We start from the raw sequence: 23,704 nt of genomic DNA on the forward strand, positions 1-23,704 counted from the left end.
TGCCATGACGAACCCCTCGACGTTGTATCGCGGTGGAGTGCTGCACTGTCCGGCGGAGCCGAGCGCGACGGCGCTGTTGGTGCGGGACGGGCGGATCGCCTGGTTGGGTGGTGCGGCGGATGCGCCGGCCGCCGATCGGGTGGTGGAGCTGGACGGGGCGTTGGTGACGCCGGCGTTCGTGGACGCGCACGTGCACGCGACGGATACCGGGCTGGTGTTGTCGGGTCTGGAGCTGTCGTCGGTGCGGTCGGCGGGGGAGTTGCTGGCGGCGGTGTCGGCGTTCGCGGCGGGTCTGCCGGGTGACGCGGTGGTGTTGGGACACGGTTGGGACGAGTCGGCGTGGGGGGATCCGCGGCTGCCGGATGCGGTGGAGCTGGATCGGGCGGCGGGTGGCCGGCGGGTGTACCTGTCGCAGGCGTCGATCCATTCGGCGTTGGTGTCGCAGGCGTTGCTGGCGGCGTGTCCGCAGGCGGCGGTGGTGCCGGGTTTCGATGCGTCGGGGTGGTTGCGGCGCGACGCGCATCATGTGGTGCGGGCGGCGGCGCTGGGTTCGGTGGGTCGGGCGCAGCGGGTGGCGGCGCAGCGGGTGGCGTTGGCGCATGCGGCGTCGTTGGGGATCGCGGCGGTGCACGAGTGTGGTGGTCCGCAGATTTCCGACGAGGAGGACTTCACCGGGTTGTTGGCGTTGTCGGGGGCGGGGTTGCCGGAGGTGTACGGGTACTGGGGTGAGTTGTCGGGGGCGGCGCGGGCGCGGGAGTTGGGTGCGGTGGGTGCGGGTGGTGATCTGTTCGCGGACGGGGCGTTGGGGTCGCGGACGGCGCACGTGTCGCGGGATTACCTCGACGGTGAGGGTTGCGGTCACGGTTATCTGAGTGCCGGTCAGGTTCGTGATCATTTGGTGGATTGTGCGGCGCACGGGATGCAGGGCGGGTTCCATGCGATCGGTGATGCGGCGATCTCGACGGTGTTGGAGGGGTTCGCGGGGGCGGCGGCGGTGTTGGGCACGGACCGGGTGCGGGCGGCGCGGCACCGGGTGGAGCATGCGGAGATCATGAGCAAGCGGTTGATCGCGGGGTTCGTGGAGTACGGGGTGGTGGCGAGTATGCAGCCGGCGTTCGACCGGTTGTGGGGTGGTGCGGGTCGGATGTATGAGTCGCGGTTGGGTCTGGCCCGGTCGTTGGAGTCGAATCCGATGGGGGCGATGCACGCGGTGGGGGTGGCGTTGGCGTTCGGGTCGGATTCGCCGGTGACGCCGTTGGATCCGTGGGGTTCGGTGCGGGCGGCGGCGGCGCATCACAGTGCGTCGCAGCGGATGAGTGTGCGGGCGGCGTTCGCGGCGCACACCCGGGGCGGGTGGCGGGCGGTGCATCTGGACAACGAGGGGGTGATCGCGTTGGGTGCGCCGGCGACGTTCGCGGTGTGGTCGAGTCCGGCGGGGGTGGAGCGGGGGTTGCCGGTGGTGCAGGCCGAGGATCCTGAGTTGCGGGGTCCGGCGGATCCGACGCCGTTGCCGGTGTGTCGGCGCACGGTGTTGCGTGGTGAGGTCATCTATGAGGAAGGCGTTTCGTGAGCGAGCGATCCATCGGTACGGCGCGGCAGGGCGGGTCGGGCAAGCTGGGTCTTGATCCGGTGTTGGTGGGTCGGGCGCGGGAGTTGGCGCGTCGGGCCGGGCAGCCGGTGGTGGATCTGGCGCGGAGTCACACGACGGTGTCGGTGGAGCGGGCGGTGTTGCGGCTGGCGGGGGTGTCGGGGGCGGATCCGGACGGTATTCCGTGGGTGAACCGGTTGGTCGATGCGGTGGTGGCGGATGTGGGGCTGGGGCACGGGGTGGCGTTGCCGGTGTTCGACGCGTTGGCGCGGGAGGGTGTCGACGATGTGACGGTGTTGGCGCAGGAGGCGGCAGCGGGGTCGGTGCGGTTCGTGGTGCCGTCGGGGAGGGCGGCGACGGCGGCGCGGCGGGTGTCGCGGCGGGCGGTGGCGGCGGGGGTGCGGCGGGTTGATCGGCGGCGGGTGGAGCGGGAGCGTCTGGTCAGGCGGTACGGGGATCCGGTGCGGCGGCCGTGGATCTATCTGATCGTGGCGACCGGGGACATCTATGAGGACATTCCGCAGGCGCAGGCGGCGGCGCGGGCGGGTGCGGATGTGATCGCGGTGATCCGGTCGACGGGGCAGTCGTTGTTGGACTATGTGCCGGAGGGGGCGACCCGGGAGGGTTTCGCGGGGACGTATGCGACGCAGGAGAACTTCCGGTTGATGCGGGCGGCGTTGGATGAGACGTCGAAGGAGTTGGGTCGGTATGTGCGGTTGACGAATTATGCGTCTGGTTTGTGTATGCCGGAGATGGCGACGTTGGCGGGTCTGGAACGGCTGGACATGATGCTCAACGATTCGATGTACGGGATTTTGTTCCGGGACATCAATCCGATCCGGACGTTCGTGGACCAGCGGTTTTCGCGGCAGGTGCACGCGCGGGCGGGGATCATCATCAACACCGGTGAGGACAACTATCTGACCACGGCGGATGCGGTGGACGAGGCGCACACGGTGACGGTGTCGCAGTTGCTCAACGAGTTCTTCGCGCATGAGGCGGGGTTGGCGGACTGGCAGTTGGGGTTGGGGCACGCGTTCGAGATCAATCCGGATGTGCCGGAGTCGTTCCGGTTGGAGTTGGCGCATGCGTTGTTGGCGCGGGAGTTGTTTCCGGATGCGCCGTTGAAGTGGATGCCGCCGACGAAGCACATGACGGGTGACGTGTTCCGGGGGAACCTGTTGGACGGGTTCTTCAATCTGGTGGGCACGATGACGGGGCAGGGGATCCTGTTGGTGGGGATGATGACGGAGGCGGTGGTGACGCCGTGGTTGTCGGATCGGGACATCGCGTTGCAGAACGTGCGGTACGTGTTGGGTGCGGCGGGTGGGTTGCACGAGGATTTCGTGCCGGCGCCGGGTGGGTTCATCCAGCAGCGGGCGAACCGGGTGTTGGGTGAGGCGGTGCAGTTGTTGGAGCGGATCGGGGACCAGTCGTTGTTGACGGCGATCGCCGAGGGCACGTTCGGCATCATGAAGCGCCCGGCGGACCGGGGTAAGGGGTTGGCGGGGGTGGCGCGGCACGAGGCCGGCTACTACAACCCGGCGACGGAGATCCTGGAGCAGCCGGCATGAGTGAGCGCACCGAACGCAGTGAGGGCCGCGAGAGCATGCCCGGCGGGAACGGCATGAGTGAGCGCACCGAACGCAGTGAGGGCCGCGAAGGCATGCCCAACGGGAACGGCACGGGTGTCGTGGGGGCTGGCGCGGTCGCCGGGAAGCGGGTCGTGCGGCCGTACGGGGACACCACCGGTGACGGGATGGTGCAGGTGTCGTTCACGTTGCCGGTGCCGCACGACAAGCGGGCCGAGGGTGCGGCGGTGCAGTTGGCGAACCGGATGGGTATCGATCCGGCGATGCTGGTGCACGCGAAGCCGATGAGTGACGGGTTCACGTTCTTCGTGGTGTACGGGCGGGTGAACCACCTGGTGGATCTGGATCAGGTGCAGGTGGTGGAGCGGGACTTTCCGTTGCTGGGCGCCAAGGAGGTCAACGCGGTGGTGAAGCAGCGGTTGCGTCGGAAGTTGTCGGTGGTGGGGGCGTGTATCGGCACGGATGCGCACACGGTGGGTATCGACGCGATCCTGAATGTGAAGGGTATCGCCGGGGAGAAGGGGCTGGAGTATTACCGGGAGTTGAAGGTGACCAATCTGGGTGCGCAGGTGAGTGTGCCGGAGTTGGTGGAGGCGGCGCGGCGGGAGCGGGCGGATGCGGTGTTGGTGTCGCAGGTGGTGACGCAGCGGGATGCGCATCTGCACAACACGCGGGAGATGTCGGCGGCGTTCCGGGAGGCGTTGCCGGCGGGTAAGCGGCCGTTGCTGATCGTGGGTGGGCCGCGGTTCGACGAGACGATGACCGCGGAGTTGGGGGTGGACCGGATCTTCGGTCGGGGCACCACGCCGGGTGAGGTGGCGTCGTATCTGGTGCACGCGTTGGTGACGAGCAGGAAGGCGGGGGCATGAGCGATTCGCGGGTCGGGTTGACGGTGACGCATCGGCGGTATGTGCCGTATTCGCACGCCCATTACGCGGGGAACCTGGTGGACGGGGCGTACACGTTGGGGTTGTTCGGGGACGTGGCGACGGAGGTGTGTATCCGTACCGATGGTGACGAGGGGTTGTTCGCGTCGTACGCGGATGTGCAGTTCCTGGCGGCGGTGCGGGCGGGTGACGTGCTGGAGGTGACGGCGACGGTGGTGCGGGTGGGTACCCGCAGCCGGACGGTCGATTTCGTGGCGCGGGTGGTGTGTCGGGGGCGGCCGGAGCGGGGTGGGTCGGCGGCGGAGGTGTTGGCGGAGCCGGTCGTGGCGGTGACGGCGACGGGCACCGTGGTCGTTCCCGGGGCGGCGTGAGTCTGGCGGTCTGCGCCGACGTCGGGTCGACCTGGACGAAGGCGGCGGTGGTGGACCTGGCCGTGGGGCGGTTGGTGGGGGCGGCGTCGGCGCCGACGACGGTCGGTACGGACGTGCTGCACGGGTTGGACGCGGCGGTGGGTGCGGCGGTCGACGGGGCCGGCGCGGGGCGTGCGGGTGCTCTGCCGTGGTACGTGTGTTCGTCGGCGGGTGGTGGGTTGCGGTTGGCGGTGGTGGGTTACGAGCCGTTGGTGACGGCGCAGGCGGGTCGGCGGGTGGGGTTGTCGGCGGGGGCGAACGTGGTGCACGTGGCGGCGGGCCGGTTGGCGGCGGCGGAGCTGGCGGCGGTGCGGGCGGCCCGGCCGGATGTGGTGTTGCTGGTCGGTGGCACCGACGGTGGGGACGTCGACACGGTGACGCACAACGCGACGCGGTTGGCGCGGGCCCGGTGGCGGGTGCCGGTGGTGTTGGCCGGCAACGTGGACGTGCGGGAGGGGTTGCGGGAGGTGTTGGCGGCGGCGGGGGTGCCGGTGACGGTGGCGGACAACGTGTTGCCCCGGATCGGGGTGTTGGCGCCGGCGTCGGCGCGGGCGGCGATCCGGGAGGTGTTCCTGCGGCACGTCATCGGGGGTAAGCGGTTGTCGCGGGGGTCCCGGTTCGCCCGGTTGGTGCGGGCGGCGACCCCGGATGCGGTGTTGACCGGGGTGGAGGTCCTCGCCGACGTGGTGGGGGGTGATCTGGCGGTGGTGGACGTGGGTGGGGCGACGACTGACGTGTATTCGGTGTTGACGCCGGACGAGCGGGCGGGTGGGCCGGGTCGGGAGGTGGCTGGGGCGTTGTGGCGGGCCCGCACCGTGGAGGGTGACCTGGGGATGCGGTGGAGCGCGCCGGGGGTGGTCCGGGCGGCGGTGCAGGAACGGTTGCTCGATGCGGTCGGGCAGGAGGAGTTGGCGGCGGCGGCGGCGGTGCGGGCGGCTGATCCGGGGTTCCTGCCGGTTGATGCGGCGGGTCGGGCGGTGGACGGGCGGATCGCGGTGTTGGCGGCGACGGTGGCGTTGCGGCGGCATGCCCGGGGTGCGGCGACGGGGGAGCGGGCGGGTCGGGATCTGCGGGATGTGCGGCTGCTGGTGGGTTCCGGTGGTGTGCTGCGTCACGCGTCGGCCGGTGCCGGGGTGGGGGTGTTGGCGCAGGTGCTCGTGGATCGTGCGGGTGGGTGGCCGTTGCCGCGGGCGGCGCGGCCGGTGGTGGATGTGGATTATGTGCTGGCCGCCGGGGGGTTGTTGGCGGGGGAGCATCCGGTGGCGGCGGCGGCTTTGTTGCGTCGGCATCTCGGTGGGGATTGAGACCTGCCGACGCGACACGCCGGGTTGGTGGACGTGACTGGCCGGTGGTGGGTTGACAGCGGCGGGGGTGTAGGCCGTACCGTCTTTGAGTCCTACTACGGGAAGCGGCTGTTGTTCGCTTCGTCCCTTCGTCCGCTGGCCGAGCGACATTGTTGGTGCGTATTTGTCGCGGCGGCCAGGTCCAGCGGGCGGGGGTCGGCGGGGCGGCGCGAACCGGCCGCGGTTACCGGTGTACGGGCAGGGTGAGTGGTACGGCCAGTAGACAACGGCCGGGCGGGGGCAGCCAGTCCACCGTCGGGTCGGTCCGAAGGTCGGCGTCGCTCATTTTGTCCCACCGGCCGGGAAGGGCCTGGGAGCATCGGGGCGCGGCTGAGGCCGCGCCCCGATTTCGTGTCCGCCCGCTGCGGGGGTCGGTGTCACCGGTGTTCCCCGGGGTGGGCCGACCGGCGTCGCGTTGTCCGGGGCGGGGCGGGGCGGCGTCGGGTGGGCTCGGGCCTGCGGCTCGGTGGTTCGGGGGTGCCGGGGTGGGGCGGGTAGCCTTCGGCCCGTGATCGTGGTGAGGTGCCGGTGACGACGCTCGACCGGGATGAGACGCGTACCCCGGTGGTGGTACGACCGACCAGGGGGCCGGTGCCGTTGCGGGTGGCGGTGCCGGTGGCGGTGGCGGCCGGGTTGGCGCTGCTGGTGGCGTTCCCGCCGTACGGGTGGTGGCCGTTGGCGCCGGTGGGGGTGGCCGGGTTGGCGGTGGCGGTGCACCGGCGGCGGTTGCGGGCCGGCGCGGGGTTGGGGTTCCTGACGGGGGTGGCGTTGTTCGCCCCGTTGTTGGCGTGGACGAATCTGCATACCGGGCTGCTGCCGTGGGTGTTGTTGTCGTTGTTGCAGGCCGGCTATGTGGCGTTGCTGGGGGCGGCGTCGGCGTGGGTGTCGCCGGTGGTGGACCGGTGGCGGTGGGCGTGGCCGGTGGTGACCGGGGTGTTGTGGGTGGGGCAGGAGGCGCTGCGCGACCGGACGCCGTTCGGGGGGTTCCCGTGGGGGCGGTTGGCGTTCAGCCAGGACGCGTCGCCGCTGCTGGGGTGGGCGTGGCTCGGTGGGGCCCCACTGGTCACCGGGGTCGTGGCGGTGGCCGGCGGGTTGCTGGTGGTGGGGTCGTGGCGGCGGTGGCCGGGCCCGGACGGGGTGTGGCGGCCGGTGGCCGGGGTCGCGGTCGGGTTGTTGCTGCTGGTGGGGGTGGGGTTGGCGGTGCCCACGGGTGCCGGCGGTGGCCGGTCGGTGCGGGTGGCGATCGTGCAGGGCAACGTGCCGCGGTTGGGGTTGGATTTCAACGCCCAGCGGCAGGCGGTGCTCAACAATCACGCCGATGCGACGGTGGAGTTGGCCGGGCGGGTCGCCGCCGGTGCGGTGCCGCGTCCGGACCTGGTGGTGTGGCCGGAGAACTCCTCGGACATCGACCCGTTGCGCAATGCCGCCGCCGGGGCGCGGATCTCCGCGGCTGCGGACGCGATCGGTGCGCCGATCCTGGTCGGTGCGGTGCTTGCCGGTCCGGGTGACGGTGAGGTGCGCAACGCCGGCATCCTGTGGCGGCCGGGCACCGGCCCGGACATGGCCCAGTTGTACACCAAGCGGCATCCGGTGCCGTTCGCCGAGTACGTGCCGATGCGGTCGTTGGCGCGGAAGGTGTCGTCGCAGGTCGACCGGGTGCGGGCGGATTTCGTGCCGGGGTCGACCCCGGGGGTGGTGGACGTGGGCCCGGTGGTCCTCGGTGACGTGATCTGTTTCGAGGTGGCCTACGACGGTCTGGTGCGCGACACCGTCGACGGTGGGGCGCAGTTGCTGGTGGTGCAGACGAACAACGCCACCTTCGACGTGGCGGAGGCCCGGCAGCAGTTGGCGATGGTGCGGTTGCGGGCGGTGGAGCACGGTCGGGCGGCGTTGATGGCCTCGACGGTCGGGGTGTCCGGGTTCGTCGCCCCGGACGGGCGGGTAAGCGACGCCACCGGGTTCAACACCCGGGCGGTGGTGGTGCGGCAGGTGACGCTCTCCGACGGGCGTACCCCGGCCACCCGGGCCGGGCGGTGGCCGGAGTCGACGCTGGCGGGTCTGGCGGTGGCGGCGTTGGTCGTCGCGGGGATGCTGCGCCGTCGGCGGGAGGTCACCGTCGCCGGGTGAGCCGGCAGGAACGGGGGACAGGCGTGGGTGAGGCAGTCGCGGGGCAGCCCGGGGTGGGTCGGGTGCTGGTGGTGATTCCCACCTACAACGAGGCCGACAACGTCGCCGACGTGGTGGCCCGGGTCCGCCGGGCGGCACCGGCGGTGGACGTGCTGGTCGCCGACGACAACAGTCCCGACGGTACGGGGGCGTTGGCGGAGGCGATGGCCGGCACCGACGCGCAGGTGCACGTGCTGCACCGGCCCGGTAAGGAGGGGTTGGGGGCGGCGTACCTGGCGGGGTTCGGGTGGGCGCGGCAGCGCGGCTACGACGCGGTGGTGGAGATGGACGCCGACGGTTCGCACGCCCCGGAGGATCTGCCGGCGTTGTTGACTGCGGCCCGCGACGCGGATGTGGTGATCGGGTCGCGGTGGGTGGGTGGGGCGCGGGTGGTGAACTGGCCGTGGCGGCGGTTGGTGCTGTCGCGGTGCGGGAACCTGTATGCGCGGATGGCGTTGGGGATGCCGGTGTCGGACGCCACCGGTGGTTTCCGGGTGTACCGGTTGTCGGCGTTGCGGGCGATGCGTCTGGAGTCGGTGTGTTCGCAGGGGTATTCGTTCCAGGTGGAGTTGTCGCGGTTGGCGCACCGGGCGGGGGTGCGGATCGTGGAGGTGCCGATCACGTTCGTCGAGCGGGAGCGGGGGGCCAGCAAGATGAGTCCGTTGATCGTGGCGGAGGCGTTGTGGCGGATCACCACCTGGGGGCTGCGGGACCGGCGGCCGGGTCGGCTGCGTCGCGGTCACGACCGGTGGCCGTGAGGTGGGGCGTGGCATGCTGGAGGAGCGGGCCTGTCGCCCCGGGCGCTGTCCGGTTGACGGTGGTGGGCGGGTGCCGCGCGACGCGGATGAGGTGAGATGCGCCGATACCTGAGGTTCGTGCCACCGGCCCTGCTGTTGGCGGTGGTGGCGGAGTTGGCGGTGTTCGTCGTGGTGGGCCGGGCCGTCGGGTTCGGCACGGCGGTGCTGCTGGTGTTCGCCGCGTCCCTGGTGGGTCTGGTGTTGCTGCGCCGGGAGGGGATGCGCGCCTGGCGGGGGTTCCGTACGTCGGTGGAGTCGCGGCAGCCGCCGGGCCGGCAGGTGACCGATGGTCTGGTCGGGTTGGCTGGTGCGTTGCTGCTGGCGGTGCCGGGTCTGTTCAGTGGTGTGGTGGGTTTGGTGTTGCTGGTGCCGCCGGTGCGCCGGTTGGTGCGCTCGGGGGTGCAGCGGGCCACTGAGCGGCGGGTGTCGTCGATGGTGGCCGGTGACCTGTTCGGCCCGCGTACGGTGCGGGTGCGTCGGGGCGAGCCGGCGACGTCGACGCCGCCGGTCGATGGTGACGTGGTGGCCCCGCCGCCGGTCGACGGGGGTCGGGCCATCGAGGGGGAGATCGTGGAGCCCCGCCGGCCCTGACCGGCCGGTGGTCCCGCCCAGGAGCGGGCACTGTCGTCCCATACCTTTCGGTCCGCCCCGCAGCCCGGGTGGGGCGTGGGCTCCGGTTGTCCCGGTGGGCAGGGAAGCGGTGGTGACACGACGGCGCCCCCGGGGATCTCCTCCCCGGGGGCGCCGTCGTGGTGCGGTACGTCAGGCGCGGCCGCGGCGGGTGCGGACCTCCTGGAGCCGTTCGGCGAGGATGTCCTCCAGCTCGGCGATGGAGCGCCGTTCCAGCAGCATGTCCCAGTGGGTGCGTGGCGGCTTGGCCTTCTTCTGCTCCGGTTCGGTGCCGTCGACGAGCCGGGCGACGCTGCCGTCGAACTTGCACTCCCAGGTGGTGGGGACCTCGGCGTCGACGGCGAAGGGGACCTCGAACTGGTGGCCCTTGGCGCAGAGGTACTCGCGGGTCTGGCGCGGCGCGAGCTCCGTGTTGCGGTCGGATTCGTAGCTGACCGCGCCCAGACGGCTTCCGCGCAGCATGCGCTCGCCCATGATCGACTTCCCCTCGTTCGTGGTGCTGGTCTTCCGGTATAACGGCCGGTCACCGCCGGGGCATTCCCGCCCGTCGGGTGGGACGGCCCCCGCAAGGGTAGCCCGCCGTCGCACCGCCCCGGCGGGTTCGTCTGCGGCCGGGTCGACATCGGTGCCGTGTCCCGGGTGTGCACCGCGATGGTAGCCGCCGCCGGTGCGTCCCGCGCCGACGACGGGCCGTGCCGGGGCGGCCGGTGGCGATAGCATCCGCGGCATGGCCACCACCGTGCATCCCGGCGCGTGCCCCCTGGACTGTCCCGACACGTGTGTCTGGCAGCTCACCGTCACCGACGGGCGGCCGGTGGCGCTGCGCGGCGACCCGGGTCACCCGTTCACCCGGGGCGCGTTGTGCGGCAAGGTCAACCGTTATCTCGACGCGGTCACCGGGCCCGACCGGCTGACCACCCCCCTGGTGCGGGTCGGCCCCAAGGGGGTCGGGCCGGTGTCGTACCGGCCGGCGAGCTGGGACGAGGCGGTGCGTCGGGTCGCGGCCGGGTTGCGGGCCAGCATCGACCTCAACGGACCGGAGTCGGTCCTGCCGTACTACTTCGCCGGCACCATGGGTCTGGTGCAGGGCTGGTCGATGGGTCCGCGGCTCTTCGCCCACCTGGGGGCGTCGCGGTTGCGGACCACCATCTGCACCGCGGCGTCCCGGGCCGCCCTCGGGTCGATCTACGGCGGGTCCGTCGGTTTCGAACCGGAGTCGGTGGTCGAGGCGAAACTGATCGTCCTGTGGGGGGCGAACCTGCTCTCCACCAACCTGCACCACTGGCCGTTCGTGCGGCAGGCCCAACAACGCGGCGCGTACGTGGTCACCATCGACCCGTTGCGCACCGACACCGCGGCCCGCAGCGACGAGCACGTGGCACCGCTGCCCGGCACCGACGCCGCCCTCGCCCTGGGGTTGATGCGGCACGTACGGGACGTCGGTGGGGTCGACCGTGGGTGGTTGGACGCGCACACCGTCGGGTGGGAGCGGATGGCGGCCCGCCTGGACGAGTGGCCGGTGGAGCGTGCCGCCGCCGAGTGCGGCCTCGACGTCGATGTGGTGCGTCGCCTCGGCGAGCGGATCGCCACCACCCGTCCCACCGCCATCCGGATCGGGCTCGGCCTGCAACGGCACGCCGGGGCCGGGCAGGCGGTCCGGGCTATCGCGGCGATCCCCCTGCTCACCGGGGATTTCCGGTATCCCGGCGGCGGGGCGTTGGCCACCACCAGCGGGCATCACCGGGTCGACTCCGACCGGGTCGCCCGGCCCGCCGGGATGCCCGCTCCCCCGGCCCGGTCGATCAACATGAGTCGACTCGCCGCCGCCCTGACCGGGGAGGCGGACCCGCCGGTCACCGCGCTGGTGGTGTTCGACACCAACCCGGTCGCCACCGTCCCGGACCAGAACCTGCTGCGTCGGGGGTTGACCCGCGGTGACCTGTTCACCGTGGTGCTGGAGCAACGCTGGACCGACACCTGCGACTTCGCCGACGTGGTGCTGCCGGCCACCATGCAACCTGAGCACCTGGACCTGCACACCTCCTACGGTCACCACTACGCCACCCTGAACCTGCCGGTGCTGGACCCGCCGGGGCAGGCGCTGCCCAACACGGAGATCTTCCGGCGGATCGCCGCCGCGCTCGGGCTGGACCATCCCCGGCTGCGGGACAGCGACGAGGACCTGGCCCGGCAGCTGCTCGACGGCACCGGCATCAGCTACGACGAGTTGGTGCGCAGCACGTACGTGCGGGCGACGGGGGTGGCGGTGGGGTCCGCCCCGTACGCCGAGGGTGGGTTCCCCAGCCTCGACGGGCGGGCCCGGTTCCACGACCCGCGGCTGACCGCGCAGGGCGTCGACCCGCTCGTCGGGTACACCCCGCCGGTCGAGGTGGGTGACGCGGCGCTGGCCCGCCGGTTCCCCCTGGCGTTGATCTCCCCCGCCGGCCGGTTCTTCCTCAACTCGACGTTCGCGTCGTTGCCGTGGCACCTCGGTCGCACCGGTCCGCCGCGCATCCACCTGCATCCCGTCGACGCCGCCGCCCGGGGCCTGGCCGACGGTGACCCGGCGCGGGTGCACAACGACCGGGGCGAGTTCCTCGCCACCGTCGCCGTGGACGACGCGACCCGCCCCGGGTTGGCGTTCACCTACAAGGCGTACTGGGCCCGGTTGAGCCCCGGCGGCAGCACCGTCAACGCGGTCACCGGGGTCCGGGACACCGACCTCGGTGGGGGGCCCACGTTCCACGACACCCGGGTCGAGGTGCACCCCGCCCCGGTGGGCCGACCGGGCGACGCGGGCGGTGACCCGTCGGGGTCGACTCAGCCCGGCTGAGTGGGGCCGCTGAGCCGGGCCAGCGCGCCGGCCAGATCACTGACCTGGTCGGCGAGTTGACCGGCCCGGCGTTGGGCGGCGTCACGGTCGGCCTGCGCCGCCGGCAGCAGCCGGTCCAGTTCGGCCAGCCGGGCCCGGTCGGCGGCGGTCGCCCGGTGCGCCTGCGTCACCTCCGCGCGGGCCCGGGTCAGCTCGGCGGTCAGCGTGTCCACCCGGGCCAGGGCGGCGGCCAGGTCCTCGGCGGCGCGGGCGGTCAGCGCGGCGGTCTCCTGCCGGGCAGCCGTCGCGTCGGCCCGCGCGGCGGCGACGTCCCGCCGGGCCGCCTCGGCGGTGGCCTCCGCCTGCCGGGCCTGCTCGGTGGCGGTGTCGGCCCGGGTGCGGGCCGCCGCGGCGTCGGCGTGGGCCTGCCGGGTCTCCTGGCGGGCGGCGGCGGCCTCGGCGGCGGCGCGCTGCGCGTCGGCCAACTCCCGGGCGGCGTCAGCGCGGGCGGCGTCACGTTCGGCGGTCAGGTCGGCGGTGCGTTGCCGCTCGGCGTCGCGTTCCGCGCGCAGGGTCCGCAGCTCGTGCCGGGCGGCGTCCCGGTCACGTTCGGCCTGCACCCGCAGCGCCTGCGCGGCGCTGGCGTCGCGGCGGGCCGCGTCGGCGGCGGTGTCGGCCTGCCCGGCCCGCTGCTGTGCTTCGGCGGCGCGGGCGTCGGCCTGCGCGGCGCGGGCCCGCGCCGCGTCGGCGTCGGCGGCCGCGGCCCGGGTCTCCTGCCGGGCCCGGGTGGTCTCCGCGGCAGCCGTCTCGGCGGCTTCGCGGGCCTCGTCGCGGGCGGCGTGGGCCTGGGCGATGGCGGTGGCGGCGTCGGCGCGGGCCTGGGCGAGTTGCCGTTCCACCCCGACCGGGGACAACTCGGCGTGCAGCGCCTCGGTGAGGGTTTCCACCACCTGGTCGAGGCGGTCGACGGCCTCCCAGGTGCGGGCCACCTGGCCGGGCAGGCCGGGGGCGTTGCGGTGGCGCATCCGGGAGTTGCGTGACGCCCGTTGGCAGGCGCCGTCGTTGTCCCGGCAGTAGCGGAACGGGCGTCCCGCGCCGGCACGTTGCGGCACGTCACGTCCACAGTGCGCGCAGGGGCGCAGGTCGGTGGGGGAGGGCTGCGGGTCCATCGCCGGGCAAGTCTAGAGGCTGCACCCGGCCCAGGGTGCGGCGGCGTCGCGCGGGCGTCGGGATGGTCCACCGGTACCACGACCGTTACCGTGGGCCGGTGGCCGTCTCCCCGTACATCGTGAAGTTGCGTGCCCACGTCGGGCACGACCTGTTGCTGCTGCCCGGGGTGACCGGGGTGGTCCGTGACGACGCGGGTCGGGTGCTGCTGGCCCGTCGGGGCGACAACGGCCGCTGGTCGCTGCCGGCCGGGGTGGTCGACCCGGGTGAGCAGCCCGCCGAGGCCGTCGTGCGGGAGGTGTGGGAGGAGACCGGGGTACGGGTCGTCGTCGACCGGATCGCGGGGGTCGCCACCCACCCGGTGGTCTACCCCAACGGCGACGCCTGCGAGTACCTCAACGTGTGGTTTCGGTGCCGGCCGGTCGGTGGGTGGCCCCGCGCGGACGGTGACGAGTCCACCGAGGTCGGCTGGTTCACCCCCGACGCGTTGCCGGAGTTGGACGAGTGGGCGCGGTTGCGGCTGGACACGGCCGCCGCCCCCGACGACGCCCCCTGGTATGCGCGGCCCGGTGAGCGGCATCCCGCCCTGTGTCGACCCGACGCGCTGTGACCCACCGACGCGCTGTGTCCGGCCGGAGGTGTGCCGCTCACCCGGTGCCGGCCGGCCGACCGTCGAAGGCCACCCGCACCGCCGTGCCCGCCGGCAGGTCACAGACGGCGTCGCCGTAGGGGCTGCGCACCCGTACCCGCTGAGCGGACACGGCGACCAGGCGGGCGGTGACCCGACCCTCGTCCCAGGTCAGCTCCTCGACGGTGATCCGCCCCCGGCAGGTCACCCCGCGCAGCGTCCCCCGGGTCAGGCCCGGTGGCAGCGCCGGCAGCAGCCGCAGCAGCCCCGGCCGGGACTGCACCAGCGCCTCGATCAGCACCGCCGGCAGGGTGTGCGCGGCGTCGGCGTTGTAGGTCACCCGGCCCGGGTTGTGCGCACTCATCAGCGACCGGAAGAACATGTCCGCCGCGACGATGCGCCGCAGGTACGCCCCGACCAGTGGCCCGTCGCCCAACCGGGCCGCCACCAGGGCCCGGTGCAGGGTGCCGTGCGCGGAGCCGTCCTCGTCGCCGCGGACCGTCAACGCCCGGTGCGCCGCCGCCGCCAACTCCGGGGTGTCGTCGGGGTCGACCTCCCCGGTCGGCCACACCGGATAGAGGTGGCTGACGTGCCGGTGGTCGTCGTCGGGGCGGTAGCCGGGCCACGCCCACTCGGCCAGCGCACCCCGCTCGTCGATGCGGTAGCCGGGCAGCCGGTCCCGGGTAGCCGCCCACCGCTGCGACCCGGTCACCTCGGCGGCGACCGTCATGGCGTGCCGGGCGGCGGCGACGTCCATGGTGGCGTTCACCGCGACGGGCACCGGCCGCCCGGTGTCGTCGAGCGGCCCGGTCTCCGGCGAGTACGACGGCACCAGCGCCGGCTGCCCGTCGACGTCGGTGAGCACGTCGGTGAAGAAGTCGGCGACCTCGGCCAGCCACCCCGCCACCTCCCCCAGTGGCTCCCCGGTCACCTGGTGGTGCTCGTACAGCGGGTGCAGTAGCCAGTGCGCACCGGTCAGCCAGGCGGTGAACGGCCAGTGCGGGTGGACGTGGAACAGGTGCCCGTGTTCGCCGTCGGTGCGGCTGGGCGCCAGCAGGCCCCGCGCCCCGTAGACGGCGCGGGCGTTGTCCCGCCAGTGGTCGACCTGGGCGCGGACCAGCCGGGCGTGCGCGGCGGTCACCTCGGGCAGCGCGCCGACGTTCGCGCCGGCCAGTTGCAGGTTGAGGTTGGCGTCGGTGGTGAAGTCCCCCGCCCAGGCGGCGTCCCAGGACCCCGTCCAGATCCCGGTCAGCCGGGGCGGCAGCACCCCGCTGGCACTGAACAGCAGGTACCGGCCGGCGTGGAAGAGCCGTTCCAGCAGGGCCGGGTCCAACCGGTCGGCGGCGACCTGCCGGGCGGTCAGCACACCGACGGGCAGGTCCCGGTCCGCCGCCGGCACCGCCAGGTCCAGGTCGACGCGCTGGTACGGGCCGGTGTGCCGGGCGACGTGCCGGGCCAGCAGGGTCGGGTAGTCGTCCGGGCCGGCGGCCAGCCGACGTTCCTGCGCGGCGGTGCGCCACCGGGGGCTGCGGGTGCGGTCCAGGACGGTGGTCAGCAGCGCCGGCCCGTGCACCAGCACCCGGTCGCCGGCGGGTTCGGCATCCCCCCGGACCAGGGTCACCCCCTCGAACCCGTACGCCCCGCCGACGTCCGGGTAGCGGCCGCGTACCCGCAGGAACACCAGCCCGTCGTGGCGGTAGGCGGTGGTGTCGTAGTGCACCGTGTCGGGGCGGCCGGGCAGGTCACCGGTGGCCCCGACGACACACCCGCCCTGGTCGAGGTGGGTGACGACGAGCCGGTCGGCGCGGGAGACGAAGCTGCGTCGCCGTCGCCCGGACCACGACACCACCACCTCACCGGTGCGGAAGTCGGTGTGCCGCCGGTAGTCACGCACCGGGGCGGGTGCGGCGTCGACGGTCAACGCGAAGCCCGGGTGGTACGGCTGGGTCCACGCCAGCTCCCGGCCGCCGGTGAGCAGTTCGCCGGCCTCGGCCCGCCGGCCGGTGAGGACCAGTTCCCGGATCCGGGGCAGCAGCGCGGCCAGCTGCGGTGCCCGCGCGTCGTGGGTGCCGTTGGGCAGCACGAACCGGTGGTGGTTGAGCACGAGCCGCTCGGCGTGCGGTTCGCCGTGCACCATCAGCCCGTACTCGCCGTTGCCGGTGAGGAACGCGTCGGGCCAGTCGACGGCGGGGGCGTCGTCCCAGATCCGGTGTGCTGCCGGTGGTGGCCCGCAGGTCACGGCCGGGCCCGCACGGTCGGTGCGACGGTGCTGTCCCGGATGGTCAGCCGGGGCGGCAGCAGGGTCACCTCCGGCACCGCCTCGTCGTGCAGTTTGCGCATCAGCAACGCCACCGCCTGCCGGCCGATCTCCTCGGCTGGCACCGGTACCGAGGTGAGCCGGGGCCCGGCCTGCTCGGCGAACTGGTCGGGGCAGATCGCCACCACCGACATGTCCTGCGGCACCCGCCGGCCGAGGGTGGGCAGGCAGGCCAGCACCGGCCCCACCGCCGCCTCGTTCTGCACCACCAGCGCGGACAGGTCGGGGTGCCGGTCGAGCAGGTCGGCGAGTTCCTGCCGGATCGAGGCGGGTCCCTCCTCGAAGGGTTGGGTGACGACGGTGACGCCGTGCCGGTCGGCGGCGGCGGCCACCCCGGCGCGGGTGCGGTGGGCGAACCCGGTGCCCCGGTCGTAGACGGCGGCGGGGGCGCCGAGCAGCGCCACCCGGCGGTGCCCGAGCCGGGCCAGGTGTTCCACGCACACCTGCCCGGCGCGGTGGAAGTCCAGGTCCACGCAGGTCAGGCCGGTCGGGTCGGCGGGGACACCGATCAGGACGCTGGGTCGGGTCAGGTCCCGCAGCAGCGGCACCCGGGAGTCGTCCAGCTCGACGTCCATCACCAGCATCCCGTCGACCATGGCGCTGCCGGCGATGCGGCGTAGCCCGGCCGGTCCCTCGTCGGAGGTGACCAGCAGGACGTCGTGGTCGAAGCGGCGGGCCGTGGTGACGACCGCGATGGCGAACTGCATCACCACCGGCACCTGCATGCCGGCGCGCAGCGGCAGCACCAGCGCGATGGTGTTGGCCCGGCGGCTGGCCAGTGCCCGCGCCCCGGCGTTGGGGTGGTAGCCCAACTCCCGGATGCTGGCCAGCACCCGGGTGCGGGTCACCTCGGAGATGGCTCGTTTGCCGCTGAGGACGTACGACACGGTGCTGACGGCGACCCCGGCGTGCCGGGCGACGTCGACGATGGTGACCTGGTCGGGTGACTTGCGTCCGCGCCCGGGTGCGCCGGTCACCGGGTACCGCCGCCGGCCGGGACCGCCGGGCGGGACTGCTGCGGGGCGGGGCGGGCGTGTACGGTCACCGCGCCGACGGCCCGGATGTCACGGGAGGAACGGCCGACCAGCAGGGTGTGGGTGGCGTCCTCCACGACGGGGCCGTCGCGGTGTTCGTCCCACCAGGACAGGTCGGTGGTGCGCAGCCGCAGGGTGACCCGCTGGTGTTCGCCGGGGGCGAGGGTGAGCCGGGCGAAGTCGCGCAGCTGCCGCAGGGGCTGCTTGACCCGGGAGTGTCGCTGCCGGGTGTAGAGCTGCACGATCTCCGTACCTTCCCGGTCGCCGGTGTTGCTCACCTCGACGCTCACCTCGACCTCGTCGCCGACGGGCACTGTCGGTGCGCTCACCTGCAGGTCAGCGTAGTCGAACCGGGTGTAGCTGAGGCCGTGGCCGAACGGGTACAGCGGTTCGCCCCGGTAGTAGAGGTAGGTGCTGTCCGCGCCGATGACGTCGTAGTCGAGCAGGTCGGGCAGGTCGGCGGTGTCGGCGTACCAGGTCTGGGTGAGCCGGCCGGCGGGGTCGGCGTCGCCGAGGAGCACCTGCGCGAGGGCGGTGCCGTGTTCCTGCCCGCCGTGCGCCGACCACAGCACCGCCGGGACGTGTTCCTGCGCCCACCCCACCGCGTACGGGTAGCTGCTGGTGAGCACCAGCACGGTGCGCGGGTTGGCCGCGTGTACGGCGCGCAGCAGCCGGTCCTGTCCGGCGGGCAGGTCCAGGTCGACCCGGTCCTCGGTCTCCCGGCCGTTGACCATCGGGTGGTTGCCCAGGACGACGACCGCCACGTCGGCGGCGGCGGCCAACGCGGCGGCCTCGGCCACTCCGTCGGCGACGAGTTCGACGGTGAATCCGGTGGCGGTGTCCGGGTCGGTGGCGTCGGCGCGTAACCGTCCGTCGTCGCCGACCCGCACGTACGCGCCGGTGGCGAGGTGGTGCAGCAGGGTCGTGCCGTCGGGGCGGTGGTGCAACCGGAAGGTCTCCCGCACGATCCAGCCGCCCGGTCCGGGCCGGTCGTTGATCAACGTTCCGTCGTCGTCGACGCCGACGTGCCGGCCGTTGGCCACGGCGCGGAGCGCCACCACGTCGCGTCCCCAGTCGAACACGTCGAACCAGGTGCCGTCGCGGCCCTCGTCGGCGGTCAGCGGTCCCCCCTCGGACGAGCGGGGGCAGCGGACGTGCCGGTTGCCGACGCGTAACGCGATCCGGTCGGCGCCGGGGTGGTGGGTGACCGTCGGCAGCGCCCGGGCGAGGCCCTCCCGGACGGTGACCGTGTAGGGCAGGGTGCCGCTGTACCAGTCGGTGTGGACGGTGTCGGCGAGCGGGCCGAGCACCGCCACCCGGGTCGTCGGGTCGGTCGGCAGGGGCAGCAGCCCGTCGTTGCGTAGTAGCACGACCGACTGGCGGGCGGCCTCCCGGGCCAGGTCGCGGTGGGTGGGGCTGTCGAGCACGTCGGGGGACACCCCGGCGAACGGGTCCTGCCCGGGTGGATCCAGGTCACCCAGCCTGATCCGGAGGGTGAGGATGCGCCGCACCGCCCGGTCCACGTCGGACTCGTCGATGAGTCCCCGGTCGAGGGCTTCGGTGAGCCGTCGGATGGTCTGTCCGCTGTCGGTGTCGTCCTCGGTGAAGTTGTCGATGCCGGCGCGTAGGGCGGCGGCGAAACCGGTGACGTGGTCGGGCAGGTGACCCTGCACCCCGGCGATGTTGGTGACCGCCCCGGCGTCGCCGACGACCATCACCTCGTCGGTGGTCCACCGGCGCAGTTCGTCGTTCAGTAGTGGGCTCAGGTGCGCGGGAACCCCGTTGACCAGGTTGTACGAGGCCATCACGGCGACTGCCGCACCGGCGGCGAGCGGGGCGCGGAACGCGGGCAGTTCGTACTCGTGCAGCACCCGGGGTGGCAGGTCGCTGGAGGTGGTGGCCCGGTCGGTCTCGTTGTTGTAGCCGAGGAAGTGCTTGACCGTCGGGGCGGTACGCAGCCGGTGGGGGTGGTCGCCGCGGAGCCCGAACGCGTAGGCGGTGGCGAGGCGGCCGGTCAGCCACGGGTCCTCCGACCAGCCTTCCTCGTTGCGGCCCCACCGGGGGTCGCGCAGCGGGTTGACCACCGGTGCCCACACGTTGAGCCCGACGGCGGCCGGGTCGGCCTGGTGTTTGACCCGGACCTCGTCGCCGGCGGCGGCGCCCACCGCCCGGATCAGGTCGGGGTTCCAGCTGCTGGCCAGGCCGACGACCTGGGGGAAGACGGTGGCCGGGCCGAGCCAGGCGACCCCGTGCAGCGCCTCGGTGCCGGTGCGGAATCCGGGTAGGCCCAGGCGTGGCACCGGGGCCTGCCACTGGTGCAGCAGGCCGATCTTCTCCGGCAGGGTGAGCCGGGCCAGCAGGTCGTCGGCGTGCCCGGCGGGGGACGGGCCGGTGGCGCGGTCGGTGGGGTCGTTCATGCGGTTACCTTCCGGTGGGCTCGCGGTGAGGCGCCGGCCGGCGGTCGAAGCGCTTCGACGGCCATGGTGACGTGCGGCATCGCGTCGTGGTGGCTGCGGCGGTCGTCGGCCCGGAGCGGCGAAGCGCTTCGACGATCGCGGAGAACATGCCGCCCCGGGTGCCCGAACGACGGGGCGGCGGTTCGAGGTTGGCACCTGCGCGTCGGTCGGTCAAGGGGTGACCGGCACCCGGATCAGGCGGTGGGGAGTCGACCGGCCTCGATGGTGGCCAGCGCGGCGGCGGCGCCGCCCAGCGCGGCGGCGGCGGAGTCCAGCGTGGAGGCTTCCAGGCGGCACCCGCCGGCCTGCGGGGCGAGGGTGCGGGCGACCAGCTCGATGCGGGCGGCCGGCAGCAGCCAGGGCGCCAGGGTGGCGAAGTGTCCGCCCACCACGATCGCCTCGGGGTTGAGCAGGTTGGCCAGGATCGACGCCCCGTGCCCGAGGTGCCGGCCGATCTCGGCGAGCCCGGCCAGCACGGCCGGGTCCCCCTGCCGGGCCGACGCCACGATCCGGTCGAGTTCCGGCAGGTAGTCGGTGACCGGGCCGTCCCGCCCGGCGTCGGGCAGCAGCCGGTCGACCACGGCCGGTAGCGCGGTCGACGCGGCCAGGCAGCCGCGTCGACCGCACGGGCAGGGTGGTCCGGCCGGGTCGAGGCAGAGGTGGCCGAGTTCGCCGGCGTGGCCCCGGCCGCCGCGCAGCAGCCGGCCACCGGCGAGCACCCCGGCGCCGACGGAGATCCCGCCGGTGAGGTGGACCAGGTCGGTGGCTGCGGCGTACCCGCCGTGTCGCTGTTCGGCCAGGACGGCGAGGTTGGCGTCGGTGTCGACGGCCACGGTGAACCCGGTCTCCCGCAGCGCGGCCCGTAGGTCGGCGGCGAGCGGCACGTCCCGCCAGCCGAGTCCGCTGGCCAGGGGCACACCCCCGGCGGTGTCGACCAGGCCGGGCACCCCGACGGTGAGGCCGAGCACCGTTCGCCCCTGTCCGGTGACCCGGCCGATCGCCCGCCGGGCCAGGGTGACCAGGGCCCGGACGGTCTCGGCGGGGGAGGCGGTCGGGGCGGGGAACGCCCGTCGCCAGGTGAGCAGCCGGTTGCCGCCCAGGTCCACGGCGACCACCACCAGGTCGTCCGCGCCGATCTGGAGGCCCAACGCGGCGTACGGGGCGCCGTCGAGGACGAGCATGGTAGCCGGCCGGCCGACCCGGTTGCCGGTCAGTCCGGTCTCGCGGACCAGCCGCCGGTCGAGCAGTTCGGTCACCAGACTCGACACGGTGGCCTTGTTGAGGCCGGTGGCGGCGGCGATGTCGGCCCGTGAGCAGGGTGCGTGCAGGCGGACGTGTCGCAGGACCACGGCCCGGTTGGCCACCCGGACGTCGCCCAGGTCGGTCGGCTGCGGTTCGTTGTGGATGCTGATCACGATCTGCCCGCTCCCTGCGCCCGACGGTGGGTGGTGCCGGTGCATCGTCGCCCACCGCCGGCCCCCCGCACGGGTACGCCGGTCGGCCGGTGGGCGATGCTGCCCGGCGGGCCGGTGCACCGTCGGAAAGTCTGTTCGGCTGGAAACTCAACTAACTCTACCGGCCCCCGGTGGTCGGGGTGTCCGGGCCGGTGTCACCCCGCCGGGGAAGGGTCGGCCACGATCTTCTCGTCCGGGACCAACGGTGGTCGGTACGGCATCGGCGTCTCCTCGGCAGCGCTCTGCGGCGGTACCGACAGTTTCTTTGCCTTCCCAACGAACTGTCAACGATTAGGTTTGATTGGACCACGATGCAACCGATTGACATGGGCAAATAGTCTTCATAGTTTGGACACCTATCAAACAAAGTCAACGGGATGGTGGGTATGTGGGACGACGGGCGGCTCTGCCACGGCGGTGACTACAACCCCGAGCAGTGGCCCGCCACCACCTGGCGCGAGGACGTCGCCCTGATGCGCCGGGCCCGGGTCAACCTGGTCACCGTCGGCGTCTTCGCCTGGTCCCGCCTGGAGCCGGCCCCCGGCCGCTACGACTTCGGCTGGCTCGACGAGGTGCTGGACCTGCTGCACGACGGCGGCATCCGGGTCGCCCTGGCCACCCCGACCGCCTCGCCGCCGCCCTGGTTCTCCCTGGCGCACCCCGACGCGCTGCCGGTCACCGCCGACGGCGTACGACTGCACCACGGCAGCCGCGACACCTACTGCGCCGCCGCACCCGCCTACCGGGCCGCCGCCCGGGGTATCGCCGCCACCCTCGCCGCCCGCTACGCCCACCACCCGGCGCTGGCGATGTGGCACGTGCACAACGAGTACGGCACCACCTGCCACTGCCCGCACACCGAGGCCGCGTTCCGCCGCTGGCTCGTCGACCGCCACGGCGACCTGGACACCCTCAACGCCGCCTGGGCCACCAGTTTCTGGAGCCAGCACTACGCCGACTGGGCGTACGTGAGCACCCCCCGGGCCACCCAGTACCTCGGCAACCCCGGGCAGCTGCTGGACTTCCGGCGGTTCTGGTCCGACACCCTGCTCGCCGCGTACGTCGAACAACGCGACCTGCTCAAAGCGGCCAACCCGGCGGTCCCCGTCACCACCAACTACGTCCTCGGCGACTGGGTGCCCGTCGACCACGCCCGCTGGGCCGCCGAGGTGGACCTCGTCGCCATCGACCACTACCCGTCGGCGGTCGACGGCGGTGCCGAGGAACAGACCGCCCTCGCCGCCGACCTGGCCCGCGGGTGGGCCCGACACGGACGCCTGCGGTCCGCCGACCCGGCCCGCGTCACCGCCCCGGCGACGTGGCTGCTGATGGAGAGCGCCGCCAGCCAGATCCACACCCCCGGCCGGGCACACACCAAGGAGCCCGGCCGGATGGCCCGGCACAGCCTTTCCCACGTCGCCCGCGGCTCCCGGGGGGCGATGTTCTTCCAGTGGCGGGCCCCGGCCGGCGGCGCGGAGCGCTTCCACTCCGCCCTGGTGCCGCACACCGGGGCCGACAGCCGGGTGTTCCGGGAGTCGGTACGCCTCGGTGAGCACCTCGACCGGCTCGCCGAGGTCACCGCGGGCGAGACGGCCGCATCCGTCGCACTGGCCACGGACGCCGCCAGCGGCTGGGCGCTGCGCCACCCCGGGATGCCGTCCGAGCTGCTCGACGGGCACGCCGAGCTGGCCGCCGCGCACCGGGCGCTGTGGCGGGCCGGGTACGGCTGCGACGTGGTCGTCCCCGGTGACCCCCTCGACCGGTACCGGCTGCTCGTCCTGCCCGCCCTCTACCTGGCCGACGACACCACCGCCGGCTGGGTCCGCGCCCACGTCGAAGCGGGCGGGCACCTGCTGGTCAGCTACCTCAGCGGGGTCGCCGACCCGCACGCCCGGGTCCACCTCGGCGGCTACCCCGGCGCCTACCGGGACCTGCTCGGCCTGCGGGTGGAGGAGTTCCATCCGCTCGCCGCCGACGAGCAGGTGCTGCTCTCCGGCGGCGGGACCGGCCGGATCTGGTCGGAGACCGTCCAGCTGCACGGCGCCGAGCCGGTCGGCACGTACGTCGGCGGGGTCCTCGACGGCCGACCGGCGGTGACCCGGCACCGGGTCGGCGACAGCACCGCCTGGTACGTGTCGACCCGACCCGACGACGCCACCTACCGTCGCCTGCTCACCGAGGCGGCCCGGACCGCCGGCGTGCACCCGGTCTGCCCGGACGCCCCACCCGGGGTGGAGGCGGTCCGCCGCACCGCACCCGGGGCGAGCTGGCTGTTCCTGCTCAACCACACCGACCGGCCGCAGCGGGTGCCGGCCGACGGGCTGGACCTGCTCACCGGCGTCCCCGCCGACGGGGCGGTGACCCTGCCCGCCGGTGCAGCGGCGGTGCTGCGCGAGCACCCCCGATGACCCGCGGGTGGGTCC

General features: G+C 73.6%; 17 protein-coding genes. 11 read left to right on the forward strand and 6 right to left on the reverse strand.

The features are described 5' to 3' along the window. Positions 1-4 precede the first annotated feature (4 nt). The 8 genes from ACQP2H_RS15280 to ACQP2H_RS15315 all read left to right on the forward strand — a co-directional run bounded on the left by ACQP2H_RS15280 (position 5) and on the right by ACQP2H_RS15315 (position 9,374). Positions 5-1,570, forward strand: a complete 1,566-nt coding sequence (locus ACQP2H_RS15280) for an amidohydrolase (RefSeq protein WP_357533465.1) — start codon at positions 5-7, stop codon at positions 1,568-1,570. Next, on the forward strand, positions 1,567-3,162 hold the full coding sequence (locus tag ACQP2H_RS15285; protein WP_307799036.1) for a lysine 5,6-aminomutase subunit alpha: 1,596 nt from the start codon (positions 1,567-1,569) through the stop codon (positions 3,160-3,162). Before ACQP2H_RS15280 ends, ACQP2H_RS15285 begins: the two co-directional genes overlap by 4 nt. Positions 3,163-3,254: 92 nt before the next feature. Next, positions 3,255-4,049 (forward strand): OAM dimerization domain-containing protein, encoded by a 795-nt coding sequence (locus tag ACQP2H_RS15290; protein ID WP_363823173.1) that lies wholly within the window; start codon positions 3,255-3,257, stop codon positions 4,047-4,049. Further along, positions 4,046-4,438 carry a hotdog domain-containing protein gene (locus tag ACQP2H_RS15295; protein WP_208565960.1) on the forward strand — a complete coding sequence of 131 codons (393 nt, stop codon included), beginning with the start codon at positions 4,046-4,048 and terminating at the stop codon, positions 4,436-4,438. Before ACQP2H_RS15290 ends, ACQP2H_RS15295 begins: the two co-directional genes overlap by 4 nt. Further along, positions 4,435-5,781 carry a glutamate mutase L gene (locus ACQP2H_RS15300; protein ID WP_219461977.1) on the forward strand — a complete coding sequence of 449 codons (1,347 nt, stop codon included), beginning with the start codon at positions 4,435-4,437 and terminating at the stop codon, positions 5,779-5,781. Before ACQP2H_RS15295 ends, ACQP2H_RS15300 begins: the two co-directional genes overlap by 4 nt. Before the next feature lie 567 nt (positions 5,782-6,348). Continuing rightward, complete coding sequence (gene lnt / locus ACQP2H_RS15305) at positions 6,349-7,947, forward strand: apolipoprotein N-acyltransferase (protein WP_374197559.1); 1,599 nt, start codon at positions 6,349-6,351, stop codon at positions 7,945-7,947. Between the two features lie 23 nt (positions 7,948-7,970). Beyond that, on the forward strand, positions 7,971-8,744 hold the full coding sequence (locus ACQP2H_RS15310) for a polyprenol monophosphomannose synthase (RefSeq protein ID WP_219461981.1): 774 nt from the start codon (positions 7,971-7,973) through the stop codon (positions 8,742-8,744). 96 nt (positions 8,745-8,840) lie between these two features. Further along, entirely contained in the window at positions 8,841-9,374 is a 534-nt protein-coding gene (locus tag ACQP2H_RS15315; RefSeq protein WP_219461984.1) for an FxsA family protein, read from the forward strand. Between the two features lie 171 nt (positions 9,375-9,545). On the opposite strand, the gene ACQP2H_RS15320 is transcribed toward ACQP2H_RS15315, so the two are convergent. Then, entirely contained in the window at positions 9,546-9,887 is a 342-nt protein-coding gene (locus ACQP2H_RS15320) for an RNA polymerase-binding protein RbpA (RefSeq protein ID WP_007070998.1), read from the reverse strand. A 253-nt stretch (positions 9,888-10,140) separates the two neighbouring features. Here ACQP2H_RS15320 and ACQP2H_RS15325 point away from each other — a divergent pair, with 253 nt between their 5' ends. After that, positions 10,141-12,246 (forward strand): molybdopterin-containing oxidoreductase family protein, encoded by a 2,106-nt coding sequence (locus ACQP2H_RS15325; protein WP_357533464.1) that lies wholly within the window; start codon positions 10,141-10,143, stop codon positions 12,244-12,246. Here ACQP2H_RS15325 and ACQP2H_RS15330 read toward each other — a convergent pair. After that, positions 12,234-13,394, reverse strand: a complete 1,161-nt coding sequence (locus ACQP2H_RS15330; protein ID WP_433233277.1) for a hypothetical protein — start codon at positions 13,392-13,394, stop codon at positions 12,234-12,236. The two genes, ACQP2H_RS15325 and ACQP2H_RS15330, sit on opposite strands and share 13 nt — an antisense overlap. A 98-nt stretch (positions 13,395-13,492) precedes the next feature. Between ACQP2H_RS15330 and ACQP2H_RS15335 the strand changes: the two genes are divergently transcribed. Further along, entirely contained in the window at positions 13,493-14,002 is a 510-nt protein-coding gene (locus tag ACQP2H_RS15335) for an NUDIX hydrolase (RefSeq protein WP_219461990.1), read from the forward strand. 37 nt (positions 14,003-14,039) lie between these two features. Here the strand turns inward: ACQP2H_RS15335 and ACQP2H_RS15340 are convergent, their stop codons facing one another. The 4 genes from ACQP2H_RS15340 to ACQP2H_RS15355 all read right to left on the reverse strand — a co-directional run bounded on the left by ACQP2H_RS15340 (position 14,040) and on the right by ACQP2H_RS15355 (position 21,242). After that, positions 14,040-16,259: a glycosyl hydrolase family 95 catalytic domain-containing protein gene (locus ACQP2H_RS15340; RefSeq protein WP_357533460.1), complete on the reverse strand. Its 2,220-nt coding sequence runs from the start codon at positions 16,257-16,259 to the stop codon at positions 14,040-14,042. Beyond that, a complete protein-coding gene (locus ACQP2H_RS15345) occupies positions 16,256-17,314 on the reverse strand; it encodes a LacI family DNA-binding transcriptional regulator (RefSeq protein ID WP_357533458.1) in 1,059 nt (352 codons plus the stop codon). The genes ACQP2H_RS15340 and ACQP2H_RS15345 overlap by 4 nt, the downstream gene beginning before the upstream one ends. Continuing rightward, on the reverse strand, positions 17,311-19,788 hold the full coding sequence (locus ACQP2H_RS15350) for a beta-glucosidase family protein (protein ID WP_433233280.1): 2,478 nt from the start codon (positions 19,786-19,788) through the stop codon (positions 17,311-17,313). Before ACQP2H_RS15350 ends, ACQP2H_RS15345 begins: the two co-directional genes overlap by 4 nt. 233 nt (positions 19,789-20,021) lie before the next feature. Then, positions 20,022-21,242, reverse strand: a complete 1,221-nt coding sequence (locus ACQP2H_RS15355) for an ROK family transcriptional regulator (protein ID WP_219461997.1) — start codon at positions 21,240-21,242, stop codon at positions 20,022-20,024. A gap of 416 nt (positions 21,243-21,658) precedes the next feature. On the opposite strand from ACQP2H_RS15355, the gene ACQP2H_RS15360 reads away from it, so the two are divergent. Further along, entirely contained in the window at positions 21,659-23,689 is a 2,031-nt protein-coding gene (locus ACQP2H_RS15360) for a beta-galactosidase (RefSeq protein WP_433233283.1), read from the forward strand. Positions 23,690-23,704: the final 15 nt, after the last annotated feature.

The organism is Micromonospora sp. CA-248260, from assembly GCF_050942205.1.
Classification (GTDB): Bacteria; Actinomycetota; Actinomycetes; order Mycobacteriales; family Micromonosporaceae; genus Micromonospora; species Micromonospora antibiotica.